The organism is Wolbachia endosymbiont of Cruorifilaria tuberocauda (genome assembly GCF_013365475.1).
GTDB lineage: Bacteria > Pseudomonadota > Alphaproteobacteria > Rickettsiales > Anaplasmataceae > Wolbachia.
In genome coordinates this window covers 18,246-37,793 of sequence record NZ_CP046579.1, presented here as the reverse complement: position 1 = coordinate 37,793, position 19,548 = coordinate 18,246, and the positions used below count along the sequence as shown (strand labels likewise).

11 protein-coding genes are annotated in these 19,548 nt (G+C 32.7%); 1 reads left to right on the top strand and 10 read right to left on the bottom strand.

Annotated features, from left to right (window positions below; all coding sequences use genetic code 11):
* Positions 1–51 precede the first annotated feature (51 nt).
* The 3 genes from GOY13_RS00125 to GOY13_RS00115 are packed head-to-tail and all read right to left on the bottom strand — an operon-like array spanning position 52 to position 1,826.
* A complete protein-coding gene (locus tag GOY13_RS00125) occupies positions 52–438 on the bottom strand; it encodes a cytochrome c-type biogenesis protein (RefSeq protein WP_175813851.1) in 387 nt (128 codons plus the stop codon).
* Positions 422–1,471 carry a hypothetical protein gene (locus GOY13_RS00120; protein ID WP_175813850.1) on the bottom strand — a complete coding sequence of 350 codons (1,050 nt, stop codon included), beginning with the start codon at positions 1,469–1,471 and terminating at the stop codon, positions 422–424. The genes GOY13_RS00125 and GOY13_RS00120 overlap by 17 nt, the downstream gene beginning before the upstream one ends.
* Before the next feature lie 4 nt (positions 1,472–1,475).
* Positions 1,476–1,826, bottom strand: a complete 351-nt coding sequence (locus GOY13_RS00115; RefSeq protein ID WP_175813849.1) for a ferredoxin family 2Fe-2S iron-sulfur cluster binding protein — start codon at positions 1,824–1,826, stop codon at positions 1,476–1,478.
* Positions 1,827–1,944: 118 nt separating this feature from the next.
* On the opposite strand from GOY13_RS00115, the gene murD reads away from it, so the two are divergent.
* A complete protein-coding gene (gene murD, locus GOY13_RS00110) occupies positions 1,945–3,291 on the top strand; it encodes a UDP-N-acetylmuramoyl-L-alanine--D-glutamate ligase (protein WP_175813848.1) in 1,347 nt (448 codons plus the stop codon).
* 1,411 nt (positions 3,292–4,702) lie between these two features.
* On the opposite strand, the gene rsmD is transcribed toward murD, so the two are convergent.
* From rsmD to GOY13_RS00075, 7 genes are all read right to left on the bottom strand, one after another.
* A complete protein-coding gene (gene rsmD, locus GOY13_RS00105; protein WP_175813847.1) occupies positions 4,703–5,251 on the bottom strand; it encodes a 16S rRNA (guanine(966)-N(2))-methyltransferase RsmD in 549 nt (182 codons plus the stop codon).
* A 99-nt stretch (positions 5,252–5,350) separates the two neighbouring features.
* A complete protein-coding gene (locus GOY13_RS00100) occupies positions 5,351–5,977 on the bottom strand; it encodes a WD_0853 family protein (protein ID WP_175814400.1) in 627 nt (208 codons plus the stop codon).
* On the bottom strand, positions 5,967–9,134 hold the full coding sequence (locus GOY13_RS00095; RefSeq protein WP_175813846.1) for a TrbL/VirB6 family protein: 3,168 nt from the start codon (positions 9,132–9,134) through the stop codon (positions 5,967–5,969). Before GOY13_RS00095 ends, GOY13_RS00100 begins: the two co-directional genes overlap by 11 nt.
* Positions 9,135–9,285: 151 nt before the next feature.
* Positions 9,286–12,174, bottom strand: coding sequence for a TrbL/VirB6 family protein (locus GOY13_RS00090; RefSeq protein ID WP_246214304.1), 2,889 nt, complete (start codon positions 12,172–12,174; stop codon positions 9,286–9,288).
* Positions 12,171–14,561: a TrbL/VirB6 family protein gene (locus GOY13_RS00085; protein ID WP_175813845.1), complete on the bottom strand. Its 2,391-nt coding sequence runs from the start codon at positions 14,559–14,561 to the stop codon at positions 12,171–12,173. Before GOY13_RS00085 ends, GOY13_RS00090 begins: the two co-directional genes overlap by 4 nt.
* A 75-nt stretch (positions 14,562–14,636) precedes the next feature.
* Positions 14,637–17,150 (bottom strand): TrbL/VirB6 family protein, encoded by a 2,514-nt coding sequence (locus GOY13_RS00080; protein WP_175813844.1) that lies wholly within the window; start codon positions 17,148–17,150, stop codon positions 14,637–14,639.
* Positions 17,143–19,548 carry a VirB4 family type IV secretion/conjugal transfer ATPase gene (locus GOY13_RS00075; RefSeq protein WP_175813843.1) on the bottom strand — a complete coding sequence of 802 codons (2,406 nt, stop codon included), beginning with the start codon at positions 19,546–19,548 and terminating at the stop codon, positions 17,143–17,145. Before GOY13_RS00075 ends, GOY13_RS00080 begins: the two co-directional genes overlap by 8 nt.

Below are 19,548 nucleotides of genomic sequence, written 5' to 3'. Positions count from 1 at the left end.
TTTGATGATTGCTAGGACAAAAATTAAATATACCACGTAAAATCATAGAAGTTAAAGCTTATTATTAATGCATTTTTGTATTAAGAAGTACCCTATTACTATGATTATAAATGGAGCAAACCATAAGATATAAGTGCTTGCTTTTACAGGAGGAATGGTGATAATTGAGTTCCCATAGAAGTTTTTCAGCTCTGAAATTATTTGCTCATCTGTGTACTGATTGACGATTTTTTTGCGAATTGCTTTGCGTATGTTAAGTGCAACTTGAGATTCAGATTCAGATAGCAATTCACCAGAACATATTGGACACTTTATTATCTCAAATAAATTAGTTGCACGTTTCTCCATGCTTTTGTCACTAAGCTCATCATCTAGAGTAAAGGCACTGGTATTGAACCAAAATATTAATGTAAAAAGTAAGTTAACTATCGTTCTCATTTTTATCTAGCTCAGAAATTTTGTCTAATTGATCTATAAGGTCAGTAATATGTAATTTACCAATAGAGCTTGATCCTGTATTTTCGTTATATTTTATTGAAAAGTGAATACTGTTATCAGTCGTTCTTTCTGATAAAGAAGATATTAATTTTTCGAGTCTACCTGAAGTTTTTGGATTTCTAGTTATAAAGGAAATTAATTCTCTATAGTTTAGTATAGACACATTAATTGCATTTTTAAATGAAGATGTAACCATATTGTAATTATTTAGCATACCATCTGCAGTAATGGAAAAATTGTTATTCTGAATTAGAAACTTTTCTATGTTAAAATTAATTCTTGTAGCTGAGATCTGGTTTATAAACTCGTAATCGAATTTAGTATCAATACTAAGGTAGCTTTCAGGATTTGTAGAGTCTTTATACCTGTGAATATAAAAATCAAACTTCAGCTTATTATTTTTACTTGGTTCCTTGTTGATATGAAGTTGAATATAATTACTTTTGCCATTTACCTCAGTTGTAATACTTTGCTGATTTTCTAAATCAAGTGAAGCATCACATTTTAAACCATAATCTTCGTAGCGAAGCTTATCTATGTAGTCTATTATGTTGATATTTTTATTGAACCACAATAAAGATGGTGAATTACTTAACTTGACAATAAAATGGTTGTTATTATTTGTGTGGCACTTTATATTGCCTTTCTTATTACCATGCATAATAATACTGACTTCATTGCTTGGCACATAGATATATATCGACTTATCAAACAATCTATTTCTTATTAATAGGGAATCAGAAGATATGGTTAATTCTTCATTGGAGAATTTGGGGTTTATTATATGGAAAATTAGACTAGAAGGAAATCCGCTAAAATCTGATGAAACATCAGGCTTTTTGCTACTAATATATAACATTATCTCAGCCAAAAGATTTTTTATTTTAAACGTAGAAAAATACCAAAACCCACTATATGTAGCAGGAATAAACAAGAGTAAAGAAACTATAACATGGGTAAAAACTTTGCGCATAGCTCTAATATTTATCTATTGATATATTTCTTGTACTCCTTGGTATGGTTACACATAAACTTTCGATATCTTTTGTAACTTTTATTTGACATCCAAGCCTTGATGTTTCTGTCAACCCGAAGACTAGGTCTAACATATCGTTTTCTTCATCAGATATTGGATTATGTATTTCTACAATATCGTAAAGTTTTGGATCAATAACTACATGGCATGTAGAGCAAGCAAGAGAACCTTCACACGCGCCTTCAAGTAAATTTGGATCCTTTCTGTGAGCTAAATTGAGTAAAGTTTCTCCCTCTATAGCCTCATAGATTTTCTTACTTCCATCAGGTAAAATAAAAGTGACAAATGGCATATCATTCTCCCATTAAATCCTTACCAACTTTGTATTTTACATGTGACAGTTAACATTTGCAAACTCTTAAGTTTATCCTATTAATAACTTATGTAATATTTTTTAACTAGAATAGGTAATGCAGCTTAGGAAGTATAAAAATCAAAGTGTTGCAGTTTTTGGTCTTGGTAAAACTGGTTTGTCTGTTATTAATACCCTAGTAAATTGGGGTGCAAGAACGTATGCATGGGATGATGATAAAGAGAAGATTGCAAATGCAAGTGCGATATGTAAGGAGTGCAGTTTCATCCATCCCAAGGAGTATAATTGGCATGAGATAAGAATACTGATCTTAAGCCCTGGGATACCGATTTCATATCCTGCACCACATTGGGTCGTAAAACTTGCAAGAGACTTCAGATGCAAGATAAAGTCAGATATCGAGATATTTCTTGAAAATAAAGCTATAAGCCAGAAAGTAATAGGTGTTACTGGAACGAATGGGAAATCAACTACTACATCACTAATATGGCACATATTAAAGTCTGCAGGAAAAAAGGTAGCTGTTGGTGGGAATTTAGGTGTTCCGGTTTTAGACTTGAGCAGGAATGCAGAAATTTATGTAATTGAATTTTCTTCTTTTCAATTAGAGCTAATTGATGAAATTAATTTAGATATTGCAGTATTACTCAATATTACACAAGACCATATAGATAGGCATGGAAGTATGGAGAATTACATATCGATAAAATCAAAGCTAGTAAATGGAAGTGTGGTTGCTGCTATAGGGTGTGATGATAAGATTACTGCTGATATATTTAATAGATTTACTGGAAATAAAATTCCTATCTTATCTTCGGTGCTATTTCAACTACCTTTTTTGTCGTTTCAGTGCTCAGATACTGGAACACAACTAGAATTAGAGAACTGTGTAGATGAGGTGAAGATTAACTTAATATCTAACTCGGAAAATATAGCAGCTGCATATGTTGTGTGTAATCTGCTTAAAGTGGATAAAAAGGCTATTATCAATGGGATCAAATCCTTTTCCTGGTTAAGGCATAGAAATGAATTTCTTGGTAAAATAGCAAATGTTCTTTTTGTGAATGATAGCAAAGCTACTAATGCTAAATCAAGCGAAAGAGCAATTTTGTCTCATAAAAACATATATTGGATTGTTGGTGGAAGAAGTAAAGAAGGCGGTATAGAGTCGCTAAGAAGGCATTTTCTAAATGTTAGAAAAGCTTTTCTTATTGGCGAATCAACTGAAGTTTTTGCAAAAACTATGGAAAATGAAGTAGATTTTGTGAAGTGTTACAATTTGGCAAGTGCATTTGAACTAGCTTTCGAAGAAGCTATAAACAGTAAGGAGGAAATAACTATATTACTTTCTCCTGCATGTGCTTCTTTTGACCAATGGGAAAATTTTGAAGAACGTGGTGAAGCATTTTATGGAATGTTTAAAAGTCTCAGGCACACTATGTAGCAAAGGTTAACAAAATATGAGCTAAAAGAGGAAATTTTAATATATATACAATAAGAATGTTGGTTGGCTGTCATGCATGTCTTTTAAACTAGGCTAAATTAAGTGGCAAAGGTTCTAAAAAGTGTTTTGCAATTTTCTGCCTTACCAAAGGAAACAGATACTCTGTTAAGTTGGTTGCCCATTCTTCATAAAACTATTGCCATGACTATAGTATTTGAAGTCAGTTGATAGATTTCACTACCCCATAAAATGGATGACATTGGCTGAATTTTTAGGGTAGTATTTTTTTTGATGACTATTTAGGATCTTTCATAAATGACATTTAAAAGAAAGTATAGAGAGTTTCTTGTAAATTTTTTGCTATGCTGCTATTTTATACTTATACTACAAGATTAACTTGATTTTCTAAACTTTCATGTTAAAAGAGCTAAATATCCACTAGTGATAAAATAGAAGTTATTTGTTTGTATTGTGGTATTATGCTAATGCACTAAATAAAGATGCATATAAAAAGCAAAAGGTTACATTTAATAAAGAATAATATCGTCGTGTTGTGCTCTGCAATATTGTAGATTGCTCCTGTTGTGTCATTATTTAGCATACCAAAAGACTAAAGTAAAAAGTGTTCAGATGGAGTTGCCTTTTGTCATATCAGTGATATTGCTGATACTAGCATAATATGTTTTTATACCATACTTATGAACAAATTTTGATTTTATTAAGAAGGAGTTTGTTTAAAAATGAGTCTAATTATGAATGGATAAAATACTATAGGAAAAACTTGATGGTGAATGTATAAGCTAAGAGCCTGGAAAGGCATGTAGGAATATTTTATATGGTTTCCTTTGAAAAGAAGATTGTAGTACTATATAAATTTTTAACAAGTGATAACAAATTGGCTTAGTCAGAACGATAATGTTAAACATATCGTTTGTAAATGATATAATTTTATATACCAATTCTCTTGTAGTCCAATTGCATTGGAAGTTTTGAAGAGATTTCTATGATTATAGAATTCATTTTTATAAGGTTATTGGATTTTTAGTCTATTTATTGTGAACTTGAGTTTAATTTCTATAATATTGTGTGAAATAAAATAAAAAATACTCCATATTAATGGAGGTGAAGAAAACGATGATGTGCGCTTTTTTGATAAGCTTATCTGTTATTAGCTTAGGAAATGCACTAGAAAAAGATGAAATAATATTCATGCTAACCACAAAGATTATTTAGTCTATTGTGTGAGTAAAATAAAATATAAAAGAAAGAGAATAAATTATTAGTGATGCACACGAATATTTTGTAAGTTGCGGGTTTAATAAAAATTTTGACAAATGTTATAAAGTGAGCAAACTCTTTTAAAACTTAACCAAGTTGGCTTGAGCCTATACCATGGAAAGAATATGCAAGCTTAAGTTGGTAAGGAAAAAAAAATTATTTTTGCTATGCCATAAGCACGTTCTAAAATCACGTTAAGGTTTTTTTTATATTCAAAATCTTCATCTTTCCTAATTTCAAGAATTATCAATGCATCATCACTTAGCCAACCTGAGTTAGCTAATCTATCTAAAGTTGAGTGAATCAGATTACTATTGTAAGGAGGATCTATAAAAACTAGGTCACATTGTGAAATAGTTTTCGGTAACTGATTAGCACTGCAACAGATTAGTGTAATATTTTCTGTAATGCTAAAAGATTTAGCTGTTTTTTTAGGTAACTGCAAATTGTAATAGTTTGAGTCTACCATGAATGCATGTTTAGCACCTCGAGAAAGTGCCTCAAACGAAAATGAGCCACTTCCACAAAACAAATCAAGCACGTTTAAGTTAAAAACTGGTTTCTTTGAGGAAAGTATATTAAATATTGCTTCTCTAACAACTCCCATGGTTGGTTGCATGGATAAGTGCTCATCTGTAGCTATTTTCCTCCCACGATACTTTCCGGCAATAATGCGCAGCATATTAAAAGATCTGCAAAATAATTATTTTACAATTTATAACTAATGTAAATATTACTTTAAATCTATTGGTAAAAGAAAATTGAAGGTATAAGATACTAATTACTTTTTTTTTGATTTATTTGCTATACCAATAGCATAGTTAATCTCATCTTGTAAGCTACTATAATCACTTATTTCATCATGGATTAGTTTTTTAATCCTGCTTTCCAGTTCTAATTTAATTAGAGCATTAATTTTATCTGCATTATCGAGAAAACTTTTACATTCCTCATTGCTATACTCTTTATCAGATACTCTTTTTTCGTCAAAAAAATTTTTAAGTTCTTCTAAACCAGAGTCGTAATTTGCATTTACTATGTTCCTTTCTATAAAGCTAAGATCTGACAGCAGTAAACTAACTTCTAGTAGATCTTTACTTTTTATATTTGCAAGATTGTCAAGATTATTTAAAATTTTAAACACTTTAAGTTCTTCTTGTGCAGTTTTTTGATCTACGTCATTAAATGCAGACAACAATTCCCTATTATCTGCAAGTTTCTCACTAAGAGCTCTATTAATCTTTGAAAGATTAATATCATCTTCCTTGACTTTATCTAATAGTAGGTCTAATCGTGCTCTACGTGCATTTAAAATGTCATCATAATCACTCAACTTTATATGACCATTCTTATCATGGCGTAGTTTATAGTAGTCAAAGTCTTGAAAATTTTTTTTATTAACTTTCATCATTTTCTTTATCCCTCTCTGGCTTTTTCATGTGTCCTATAGTATAATCATGAAGTTTTTCTAAGAACTCTCTCCTATAAGATCTTGTTCTATAGAGTAAATTACAGCTATAGCTATGCTTTCCTATAGAATCAACAGTATGCCTCCAAGTAAACCTTATGGCATCTTCTATTGTATAACCTAAGTGTGATCCAGTATATACTTTATAATAGTCTAAATATCTGCCAATTCTTCTATGTAGAATATCTTCTTTATCAATTCCAAATGCTTTATAAATTTTTTCTTCGAGCTTATCAACACTGTTTTCAGATGATGTTACAAATTTTGTTGCTTCAATAGCAGCACTTACAAGTTTGCGTGGCACATCAATAGTGTATTTTAGCACATTCCCAACTTTTGGCACCCTGTTCAATACGTTAGCTGCCCCCCCGGCAAATCTATTTGGTAAATGGGTAGCCCAACTTCCTAATGATTCTAGTTTGCTACCAGAAAAATTTTGCCACTGGTGTTTGAATCCATCTATTACTCTAATCAGAGGTGATGTTGAATATATATTAGATATACTATAAAGACTAAAGCCACCGCTCGCGATACTTGACCCTACCTGTTGTACAAACTCGCGTAAGGAGAACATTAAAAATGAAAGAAAAAATAACATAAAAACCTCTCCTATATCAATTAGATAGCCTTTTTGTATGTCTTGTACTCTTCGGTAATCTCTACTTATCAATTGATAATTTTTGCAATCATTGTAATCTTCATATTTCTGGCAGAATTTATCGTTAAGGTTCTTATTTAGTTCATGAAATTTTATTACTCTACAACCCTGACTTTCTATTATTCTTTCTGATAAGGATTTTATTTCACTTTTTAAATTTGGTTGAATAATGCCTCTCCTATAATCTTCTATTATTCTTTTGTAATCTTTGCATTTACCTTCATCTTTTTGAAGATGGCAGTAACGCTCTGCGAGTTCATTATCTATGTTGTCTATTTTTTTTTCTATATTTTTGATTAACAGTAAAACATCGTCTTTTTCTGTAGCATGAGATAAACTGTTTATTAAACGTACCAAGTCTTTGGCACTACAGTTCTTGTCAACTACTATATCACTTTCAGTGATATAGTGATCTGCTGGATTATCTTTAGTACTTGTAATGGGGTTAAGGAAAGGATAATCTATATAACGGAAACCCTCTTCGATATAATTTGGGGGAAGATGAATATAGTGAGCACCACCAGTAAATTTTACTGTACTACTTACTCTGCTTAATTTTTCTGTATCCTCTACACTTTTATCCACTTTCAATGAAGCTCTCTCTCCAAGAGAGTAGGGTATAAAAATTTGTCCTGGAGTCCAACCAAAGTACTGTTTATCAATAATGCAAAACCCTCCAAGTACCCATCTTGGAGCACACAATTTTACTTCAAGCCACTTATTGTAACATACAGTGAACCCTAGCTGTCTGTAAAAAGTGTTCATTATAATTGAGGCTAACAATGACAGTAAGGCAAATATCATGATCGATTGTAAACAAAGGCTGATACAGAATTTTATCCAACCTTCAAATAGACTTTTCAGTGGTGAAAATAAAATAGAAATGAGAAACAGTGGCATTATAGCTATAAGGAAAGCTGTACCTACAAAGCCAAAAAGGAATATTATGTAAGCATATACACATAGCAGGAAATATAAAACAATTCCTATAAGGATAGGAGGTACAATAAAGATGCTTGTCCACATTTGATAATGAAAAAGCGCTGCAAGTTTTTTCCAAACAGAGTAAGCAAAAAATTTATCGAACATTTCTTCCATAAAATTAAACAACTTAATATGAGTTTCGCTTCCTCGAGGAATACTTCCTGTATCCATGTTAGGAGCAAAATTGGTAATTATACTTATCAAGTGTTCAAGACCTTTGACAAATAAAGCAAGAAAATGATCATAGAAAAACCTAAAACTTCCAGGAGATGTAAGTACTACTACCAGAGTGATTTTCATTATTCTGATAAGCAAATCATGCTTAGTCTCTCGTATCATTCCAAAAAGATAAAGGAGTGATGAGATTGTTATAAACAGCACAAGTAAGGAAAGAACAAGATTATGAAAGCTCGTACTTTTTTCTGCTATATTTTCGAATATAGCTTGTGCAGCTGTAGGACAGTCACTATTAAAATGCTTTTTACAGTTTTCATTAATCAATAATGCACATTTTAGATAGTTATAGGTGTAATCGAAAAGTCCAACAATACCAGGTTTTTGTACTCCGCTCAGAAATTCAAAGGAATATCCACCTGCATTATCTGAGTAATATCTATCCAATATTTTTACATATATTTTCCACCCTTTTTCTAACTTCAGCGCATTACAATTTTTATCCTTTAACTTAGTCCTATCACCCTTTTTCAAGATAAAAAGCCCACTTCTGCCTTCTGCTATGGAATTATAACCTAGATGTATAGTAGGAGATTGAGGATTAAGAATTAACTCTAAATTATCATTAGGGTTGGGATCTATAAATTCTTTCCTGCCACTAGCATTTGTGTTAGATCTCCTGAACAGGAAATAAGCTCCATGACCGTTAGTGAACCAGCATGGTGTGCTAAGTAATACTGTATTGCTGCTGCTATTTTTATTAATGCACTTACAGTTCACAGTACAATTTCCATTAAGGTTACTTGAAAATCTCTGTATATCAGAGTAATCATTACAAGCTAAGTGAAAACCAGGTAAACTGTTATCACCTTGTTTGCCTTCAAATTTAGTTGTATATTTCATTTGTTCCAATTTTTGCAAGCTATAGGTGCTTTTCAGTTTTTCACCATTATTACTCCAAGATGTCCATGCACCATTAACTCGTACTACTAAATCGTCTCCGTTAGTTTCAAGTCCTGTGTCTTTCCATTTAACTGCTTTGTTAGGATAGTGACCATTATTAGATTCTCCAATATTAGGGTCAGTTATTTCTTCATCATTAGAAATCAAAGCATCGTGATCATCTGAAAAGTGGGCATCTACTGTAATAGGTTCGGGACCAAAATAGTCAGCAGATATACATCTTGGAAAGGGCATATCGTTTTTTTCACAACCTGTTATTAATACATAAGATGCAAGGAGCAGTAATCTAAAACAAAACTTACCTAAGCATAACTTCATACTTAAACTTTCCTTGAATGTAGGAATAAATTTTATCTAAAATGTCTTTTTAATTAGTTGCTCCATAGCAATCTTGTGCTTCTACTTCTTAATCTTTCCTTAACTATCAGGTAATTGATTATCTTCTTTTTCCTGTATCTTTTTTTGTTTTTTAGGCACTCCTCCCTTTTCCATCTGGTAAGTTTGGTTGCTTATTATTACCATTACCTGTATGGGGTAATTTGTGCTGATTAGATTTAAACTCAATTTCTGGCCGATCATTGCTAGTTTTCTGCCTGATTTCCTGTATCAGGTTTTGAGTTTTGTTGTCAAGTCCTACAATTGATAGTATAGATTGTGATGCACTGCCAGTAACTGTGCTGATACTACCCATAATTCCCCAACCAGTACTAAATATTGCTTGTGACATAGTTTCTGATGCAGAAACAAACACTTCCATTGCACTAGCAACAATGAGGTATATAAATGCTTGGATTAGATCTATAGGCAATGCTGCAAAGTGTCCACCAGTTCTTTCTCCAGTGCTAAGTATAGTATCAATACTAGTGCTTGGACTATATCCAAGAGGCAGTACAGATTTCATGATGCAAAGATCATGGGATAAAAAACTTATGCTAATTAAACATTGATAGCATGCAGAGAAGTTTGTAAGGTTGTATAAAACTGAGTATAAAAGTGGGCTCAAAATAGATAATGATGAAAGTAAAATGATTGGTTGTATTGCAACATGAGCTAATGTCCTTATCCAATTTTCAAATATGGATTTGGTCTGTTGAAATAAAATAAACACGATAAATAAAGGTGTTAATGAGAGTAAAAGTGCCACTAGAAAAGTAGATATCATATACCTGAGTATAGCACTAATAATGCATTTTAAAGATATAAAACTAGCATAGAGTATTGTAAAAAAAGCAATAAAGCCAAAAGGACCAGCAAGCATTAATGATAAAAACTTCAACCAAGTTTCTTTTGTGAAGAATATTCCTGTTGTTAAGTCTAAGAACGAAAATTTTCTATTACCTTCTCCTATATGTCCAGAAAAACTGTCAATTAAATGAGCGCTGCTGTCAATAAAAAGCTTTGATAAGGTTGTACCAAAGAGTTCCCAGCTTCTATCACTAAAGGCAAAAGCTATAAATGCTATCTTCATCATCTTTATAATGAAGTCAAATTTGCTTAGCTGTGTTATTCCAAGCATATAACCAGTAGTAGTGAATATAACGTATAGAATAAGCAACGCTCTCACTCCTTGAAAAAGACCTTTTGCGTATCCTTTATATAAATCCTTAATACTGTCTCCAATTACTTCTTCTTTTATAAAAGAAAGTATCTTATTTACACTTAATGAAATAAAATCGTTGATTTTTTTTTTGACAAACATGGTCACACCATACTTATTATTTTCATAATATTTGCCATTTTTATCTATAATATCATTCCTCTCTACATTGCTTACATCAATACCAAAATAAATTTTTTTGGATTTGTCGTTTTCTAAATGGTTTCCATCTATTTCATAATATTTTGTGCTATCACCTACGTGAGTTAATTCTACCACCTCTTTAAAGCTATCATTGTTTGTAATGGATGTATTTTTTGGTAGTTTATTACCTAGATAAATATATAATTTTTTGCCATCAGTGTATTCACAAGACTTAGTCGTTTTGACATGATACCCACCTCTATTAAGATAATAATGGCCATAATCTGCAATAGCGAGCATTACACTACTGCTAGATTTTACATTGTCATGCACTAAGTAGTCGTTATTTAATTTCAAAGAAAAGTCCTTGAAATTATTACTAATTTGTGAACATACATTACCTCCTCCTTTTTTTTCTGGGAGACATTGAGTACCTTGAGCAGTGTCTTTCATGTCTTTACGCCTACTTTCTGGAATACTTATATCACTAGGATCACTTATTTTTGCAACGAGAGCTTCAGCCCAGGAAATATCTTTAGTGTCATTGCCTGGTGTAAAATTAATAACATCAATATAACCAAAATTCTTTATGTTTTTAGCTTCTTCAAGCTTATCTTCAACTCTTTTGAGGTGAGAATATATATCACATTGATTGCTTTTATGATATTTTTGATATCTTATAGAAGAGACGCAATTCCTATATCCATTTTTATGTAAATTCGCATTGAATATTCCATCTTTAGTATAACATATATTCTGGTAGTAACAGTTAAGGTTATAAGAGCTGTATTTTTTTATTTCATTAAGGCTGCAGTCTCTTCCGTTACATAGTTTGTCAAGTCCTATCTTAGTCCATCGTAGGTCTAACAATGCGCCATTTATCCATGGGCTTTCATTTTGGATATAATTTCTATTGAAATGTACCTTATTATCATATGGGGTATAGCCGTTACCAACTAGCACTGTTCCTTTTTTAAAGTTTTCTTTACTAAGCTGAGGGAATTTTATCTCAGTTCTGTTGCTATTGTCTCCACAAAAGAACGTTCCTCCATTGAGTGTATCTTGTATCGTAACTTTTTTATTTCCTTCTCTTGTTTTATAACAATTGTTATCAAAACTAATATTTTCCCCTTCTAGATTGTTATGGTCAATTACTATCTCTCTGGGAATTAAGCTGAAGCTTAATTTGTCGCCAGGATTTACTTTAATTCCAGTGTCAACGTAGCGTCTCTTACTATAAAATTTGCTATCCCCAAACCCTATGTTCTTACACACTTCTTGTTCATCAAGACCAGAGTTATTAGTAGGTTTGCTACTATAACTTGGTATTGAACCATTAGCACAAAATACAGCAGGTACAAGTACTTTTTTTTGTGTTTTCCCTTCCTTAAAAGGACAGAAATTTACTGATCCGTTAATAGTAAATTTTATTTTTTCACCTTGAGTAATTACTTGACCGGAATCAACCCAGTGAATCTTAACTCCTTCGTTAGCCTTATGAACTGGAACATCTACATTAACACTAATATCTCTGCTATGTAATCCTGGCTCAACACAATCTATAGTACAGCCAGTGATTGCAAAATATAGTGTCAATAATAGTGACCTTTTGTTCATGATTGTGGTTTTCCTGGAGACTGTGGCATCTGAAATATTGAGCTTTGAGCTCCTTGTGGTATCAGTCTTTTTCTCAATATATCTGAATGTTGTGCAGCACTTGCTCTTATTTGAGTGCTTCCTTCACCTAATCCAATTGCTTCCATTAGACTTTGTTGATATTGTCTCTCAGGTTCACCTATTACATAAACACCGAACAATGAATCAGATATTTTCGAAGAAGCTTCAGTCAAAGCTTCCATGGCATAGCCTAAAATGACAAAAATCATCATAGCAGAAATATTGGGCGCATACTTTGAAGTGTATCCATAAAAAATGCAAGGGTTAAAAATTCTTAGATTAATGCTAAGTATGCAAGTAGGACAAGCTTCAAAATCAAACATTGAGTATATGATGTAATCCATAATTTGGCTTATCAAGGATACAAAAATTAAAAGCACTGCTGGATGGACTGCAAATCTTGCTAAATTCTTGACCCAGTTGTAAAATAAATGTCTAGTGTATGTAAACAGAATGCAAATAATAAAAATTGGTGCTAAAGAGAGTAGTAATGCAACTATTGCTATGGATGTAATAAGAGAAAATAATGCGTTAAAAACAGACAATACTACTTTTATAAAACCCCAAATCATCAAACAAAAGGCTACAATACCTAAAGGGCTAGAAAATACAAGGGATATCATTAATAATATAGAGTTCGGTAAAAAAAATCTATTTAATGGCAAATCTAGAAATTCAAAAACATTTGATGCTGTACCTCTGAAGTTTGCTGCTTCTATTAACTGTTTTGGAATATTAATAAAGATAGAGAATGCATTATTATAGAAAAAATTCCAACTATCATCCCGTAATATCTGGGTGATAATCCCTATCTTCGCACACGCAATCAAGAATTTATATATAGAAACATTGCTTAACCCAAGGAGGTAATAAAGAGTATACAGAACTATATGTAATACTAGGAGTGATACTATTGTAGACCTAATAGTATTTGTTCTGCTTGATTTTATGAAACTCTCGTAGAGAGACTTTGCAGTGCTTGTATTAGAATGAATCACATCATGATTGTTGTAGCTGGAGCCGAAAAGTGCAGTTTTTATCTTCTCATCAAAAAAATTGTATATCGCGCTAGAAACTCTAATAGGCAGCCCTTTAGTTGTTATCTTAATACTAAGATAGCCTTCATTCTTTCCATAATCGCACCCATAATCTCTTATTCCGTAGTATATAGTGCCACTTTGACCTTTCAGCTTTTCTTTCAATTTTTCCATTTCTTGAGTGTCATAAACTTTGCTAATATCAACAGGTATATCTTCCTTATTTTCCCCAGGATTGTTTTTAGGATATTCATCAGAAACACGTATGTATAAGCTCTTTTCTAAATTAGGAACTCTTGTTACCCTTATGTTGAAACCACCTTTATCATTTTTATCGTAGCATCTTTCATAGTTTCTATTACACAAACTAAAAGTTAAATTCGGTATTTGATGGTCATTATTCATCTTATAATCGCAATTAGTACATAAACCGCTGTTTGAAATGTATTCAAAATTCTCACCATCCATATAGACTCTTAGAGATGTAATATCAGTTCTCACTTGCTTCCCTTCCATAATATTAACTTCATCCAAAGATTGTGGCACCTTACCTTCTATACTATTGAGTTCAATGTGTGTACAATCTGTGTTTTTGTTACTGGAATGGAATCTACATATGCGACCACAGAGTAAGTTTAAAACGTGCGTATCTATTTTGCTTATTTGACTATCTGAAAGATTAGTACAATTTATCTCTTCTTTTTTTGCAGAGTTAATAATGCTCTTAATTCTTTCTCTCTTCTTATCTTGATCCAATTTTGGAAAATTTGGATCCCAGTACTCTTTCCCATTTAACCATTTAACCTTATTGCTTGTTATATACTTGTTAGGACATATTGTATACTGATCTTTTTCATCCTTCCATATCTGACATTCATTTTGATTTAAAATACGTGCGAAATATTCCTTTTCTCTATTATTGCATTTTTTGTCAATACTTATGTACCTGATTGTCTTATTTTCCTTATCTTTACATACTTTACTTCCAATAACACTAAAGTTTATTGAATCGCCAGCTTTAAGTACAAATTTTGACAATGTAACCTCTTTTACCCCTGGCCTTATTGTAAAATCTTCATGCTCTTGACAAAAACTGATTTTGCTAGGTACTATGCTAATTTCTGTTACTTTTATCCCACTTGAAATGTGAACATTAGAGTCAGACCATCTTTGTTGGGTTGAGACTACATGTGATCTTTCATGCAAATCCAATAAACTTTCTGGCTTGATGCAGTGATTATCACAACCAGACAGTAAAAAGAATGTTGCTATTAACAAAAACTTACGCACAACCTACCCAAGCTTTGGTTACTTAAATGTTAAGATATCTATTGCTTACTTTAGCTCCTAGCTAGGAGCTACATATTATTTTACAGTGTCAGTGATGTCTTTGCCAATGCTTTCAGCAATATTAGCACCATCGTTTGCGAGAGTAGGTCTGCTGATATTTTGATCATCAACACGAGACATTGTGCTTTCTGTACTTTTTTTGCCTTGCTCAGGAATTCTAGCAACATCTCCAAATTGAGCTTTACTGATAGCTCCAACAACAGCTTTAGTTGCAGAAAAGGCTTTTGACATCATTTTTTCAGGTATGGCTCCAGAGCCAAGTGCTGATCTTGGATTACCAGCAAGTTCTGCAGCCATATTAGGAAGAATATTTAAAAAGTGATAAAATAGGAATAGTATTAGAGCTAATTTTAGTAACTCTCCGATGAGAGAGGTGCTAAACTCTATGTATGTAAAATCGAATAATCCAAGTATGCTATTTTTTTTAAAGCTATAGTTTTGCATCATACAAGCAAGTGTGTCTTTATTTCTATCACATTCTCTATCTCTTAATTTAAACCACTGTTTTTTATTGTTTAATATTGTAATTTCTTCTTTTTCAAAGTTCAAGTTTTTAAAATAGGTTTTATCGCATGCTATGAACATAAATGATAAAAATGTAAAAAGCATAACTGGGTATAAACTATAAGTAATTAGCTCTTTCAGCCACCCGTCAAAGTATCCTTTAGTGTGCTGAAACAGAACCATAGGAATAAACAATGGTGATAAAATTATGATTACACTTAAGGCAATCAGAGATAAAATAAATATATAGCACATCCATAAAACAATTATCATCATCATGACAGCCATAAATATGCATACAAGGGCTGTTAAAATTTGACCACCAGCAAGGATAATGCCAATTATTGAACCTGATATTAATAAAACAGGGGCAGCACCAAGTAAAACAGATAATATTCCTACACCTCCTGTGCCAACTTTTCCAGTGATCCCATCTAAAGGGGCCCCTAAGTAAAATAGAATTCTACAATCAAGCCTATCCCATGGGGCGAGATAAGCACTTTCTCCATATTTTTCTGGTTTATAATTGCATATATTTTTACTTTCAGATGATGCTTTTAATACTATCTCAGATAAGCTGTCCGAGAGTACTGTTAACTCTCTGTAATAATGAGACATAGTACTACCTGTTGTGAAGTAGATCACTAGAGCAAATTTGATAATCAGTATGTATATTTCTTGCAAACTGCGTACTTCACCAGATATTGCTTTTACAGAGAACAGCATTAAAGCTAAAACTAAAACAGCAGTTACAGCATTTTTCATCTTTTTTTGCGCTAAAGATATAAAGCTTTCACTATTTGGTAGGCCTCTACCTGCAACTAAGTTATCTAATGATTCCTTAATGCACTGTACTACCATAGAAGTTATAGGGATAGGAACTAATGATTTACTTCCAGCTTGGTTATAACAAGCTTGTGAAATGTAATCTTGAAAACAACCTTTGTTGTCGTAGCCTATAAAGATTTTTCCCTCTTTTTCACTATTTTTTATAATAGCCTTATAATCCTCATCTGGACCAATAGCAACAGGATTGCCAGTGCTGAACTTTATCATAGATTTATCACACATAGGAGCAATCGGATCTGGGGGCAATTCTGTGCACCCAATATCAACCCCTTGCGGCCATGGGGTCATTTTAATACCAAGTGTGTTAATCTCAGCTAGCTCCACACATAACCTACTAGCTTTCCCTACTGCTTTAAATGTTGATCCATGTATGGTTTTACTCTGCCCAACCTTAAGAACTTCACATTTTAGGCCTCCATCAACTTTTGGTGACCACGACCCATCTACATATCCAATATCTTTTTCCCTGACATCGAAGTCTATGTACCCAAATTTTTCTCTGGAATCAAAATTATTTATCTTAAAAAGGTTACCAAAAGTTAAAGGGTTACGGTGACATACTTCTATATATTCACTATACTGCACACCATTTTTAGGCCAGTAATAATGTTCTCTATCAACACTCACAACTTCCCAGTTGTTAAAATCTAAGACTTCTTTTTCTGTTTGTTTTCCATCTTTCCCAGATTTTTCTTTTAATAAAGAAAGGTATTCGTCTTCTGTTTGAAAATTTTTATTTATAAGTGTAGTGTAATTTGTGTCCCTTAGCGTAAAATCTTTGTAATCCCCGTTATAATCGCGAGCAACTGGGTGCCTAACAAAACTATGCTCACAGATGACAAGCCCTCCTATTGCCTTCCAAACTCCAACGATTACTGCTATCATTGCAATAATAACAAGACCAGTGGATAAACCAGCAGAGGAAATGATCAAAATAACACCAGTGAATATTGTACCAACAGCGATTGCTATTCCAGCAAGTGCTGAAGCTGTTCTAAATGCTCCACAGTCAGGATTAGAAGCGCGGCTAAAGTTACCAGTAAAATTAAATCTGCTAGTAAATTCTGTTCCATCAGTACCACTTACTACATCTGCAAAAGCTGGGTATGAGAGCAAAAAATCTGTATTCAGTAAAAATATTGCAATTAGCAGTAACAGTAGTTTTGCATTAGACATTTTTTACCTTCTGGTAGAAGATAGGCAACCACTCCTTTGGGTCATCTCCGACTTCTTTCAATATATCTTGTAGTAATATAGTACTTTCTGCACGTCCAGATAACACGTTAACTATATCGTCTAAGTCTTTTAGATCTATTCTAGCCACAACAGCATTAGTTCCTTGTTTTACCAAAAAGAACCTAGTGCTTGGATCTGTGTGCTTAATTAGCACATATTCACGCTCAGTTAACATAAAAACATCGCGATAGACACTAGTAGCTTTTAAATTTGGTAAAAAAATCTGTGTTGCTGTTTGTTGTACAAGTGTGTCACTAATAGTGCTTTTGCTTGCATCTTCAACGCTCTGAGTAGCAAAGATAACAAAAGCATTTAACTTTCTTAGTACTTTCAACCAGTCTTTTATCTTAGGCGCAAAGAATGGGTTATCTATTAATGCCCACGCCTCGTCAAGAACGATAATGGATGGAGTGCCATCAAGAGATGTACCTATTCTATGAAACAAATAAATTAAGACAGGACCAAGGGCGACAGGATCTTTAAGCAAGCTAGCCATTTCAAAGCCAAACACCCTTGCTTTTGAAAAATCTAGTAAATCTTCTTTATTGTCAAATATTGCAGCGTGAGAACCATTGCCGTACCACATAGATATTGCTCCAGCAAGAGTACCAGGCCCTGCAAGACCTAAAAATGGTACAAGATTGCTTAACAATCTATCTTCTCTTTTTAGTTTAAAATTTCCTTCGATTGCATCATTAATTCGAGAAATATCTTCTGAAGTAAATTTATCATTGTACACGCAGATTAAAGACTTTATCCACTCCATCAGAAATGTTCTATTACTTGAGGTATCATCAAGTTGTAAAGGGTTGAAATTTGTCTTAGTTCTTGGTTCTATTATGGTATAAATACCACCAAGAGCTCTTAAAAAGATTTCAGCACCACGATCTTTATCAAAAAAGAATATCCTTGGGGAAAATTTCATTGCTTGAGCGCATAAGAAGTTCATTAGAACAGTTTTCCCAGCACCAGTTGGGCCAATTATCATAGTGTGTCCGACATCTCTTATATGAAAGTTAAAAAAAAACGGTGTACCAGATGTTGTGTCGAAAACTGTAACAGCACTTCCCCAGTGATTATTGAATTTGTTACCAGTAGGATAATTATGTTGAGATGCAAAGCCAGCTAAATTAAGACTGCTTATTGTACCTTTTCTTACTATATAATCAAAGTTGCCAGGAATTTGCGCCCAAAATGCTGGTTCAAGATTGACTTTTTCTCGAATAGGGTAAACACCACAGTTAGAAAGCTCTGATTCTACCAGCGACAAGGCATTATCCAGTGACTTAGGGCTTTTTTCTATACATAGGATAGTTAAGTGGTGTTCACCAAACACAATCTTCCCACTCATCGCATCATCAAGGGCATGCGAGATTTCTGCTATTTGGGAAATAGCTTTATCTGCAGATTGTATCATCCTATTTTGTTGTATTTGCATTTTTGCGATTGCTATTTGTCTATTTGCAAATTGGAAAGACTGTGTAATGATAAACTCATATGGAAGTTGTAAAAAATGATCGAGCATCCCTGCAAAAGTGTTATTTCCATATTCTTTAATACTTACTATTCCAGCATATTTACTATCATTATGGGTCACAACCTGTATAATCTTACGACCAAAGAACAGCCTATGTACTGGTAAGTATTTGGATATTTCTGTCTTTAAAGGAAAAAGCGTATTTGTAATGAATCCACAATTTACAATCCTAGATAAAAATTCCATTATTTCACAAAATAAGCCATTTTTGGTTTCTTTTACCCCAAGAATCTTAGGTGAATAATTTCTAAGGCTTGTTACTATACGATTTGTTGTGTCTTCTAAATCTTCATAGGTAGCATGCATATCGCTTTCCCAAGCATATTTTGAAGTTACATGTCCGAATTTTTTTAACAGATATGATAAAAATTCTACTCCTTTTGTGTTTGCTCTACGGATAATAGTGATATATAGGTCATTAATGAATGATTGCCTTGTCAAGTGTTTTGCTCTCCATTTTAGATTTACATAGTTAGCAAAGAAATTTGGTAATTTTTGACTTGCAGATTCATTGGAAAAAATATTTTTCTTACGCCTGATAGTGTGAAAGTATAACCCAAATGCTGGAGAAGAAATGCTTCTTAGCATCTGATTTCTGATGTTATTCTGTATTACCAAGTCTTCATCATCTGCTGTTTCGAACGCGAATCCATTTAATTTTATGAACTTGACTAACCAATTTTGCTTTGTTATTAAAGTCGTGCTATTCCAATAGCAAGAGTATGGTATAAACTCAGCGGTATGAACTTCTCTGGCTAAAATAGATTTATTCTTCGAATGAATAGTTCTAAATCTCAGCAT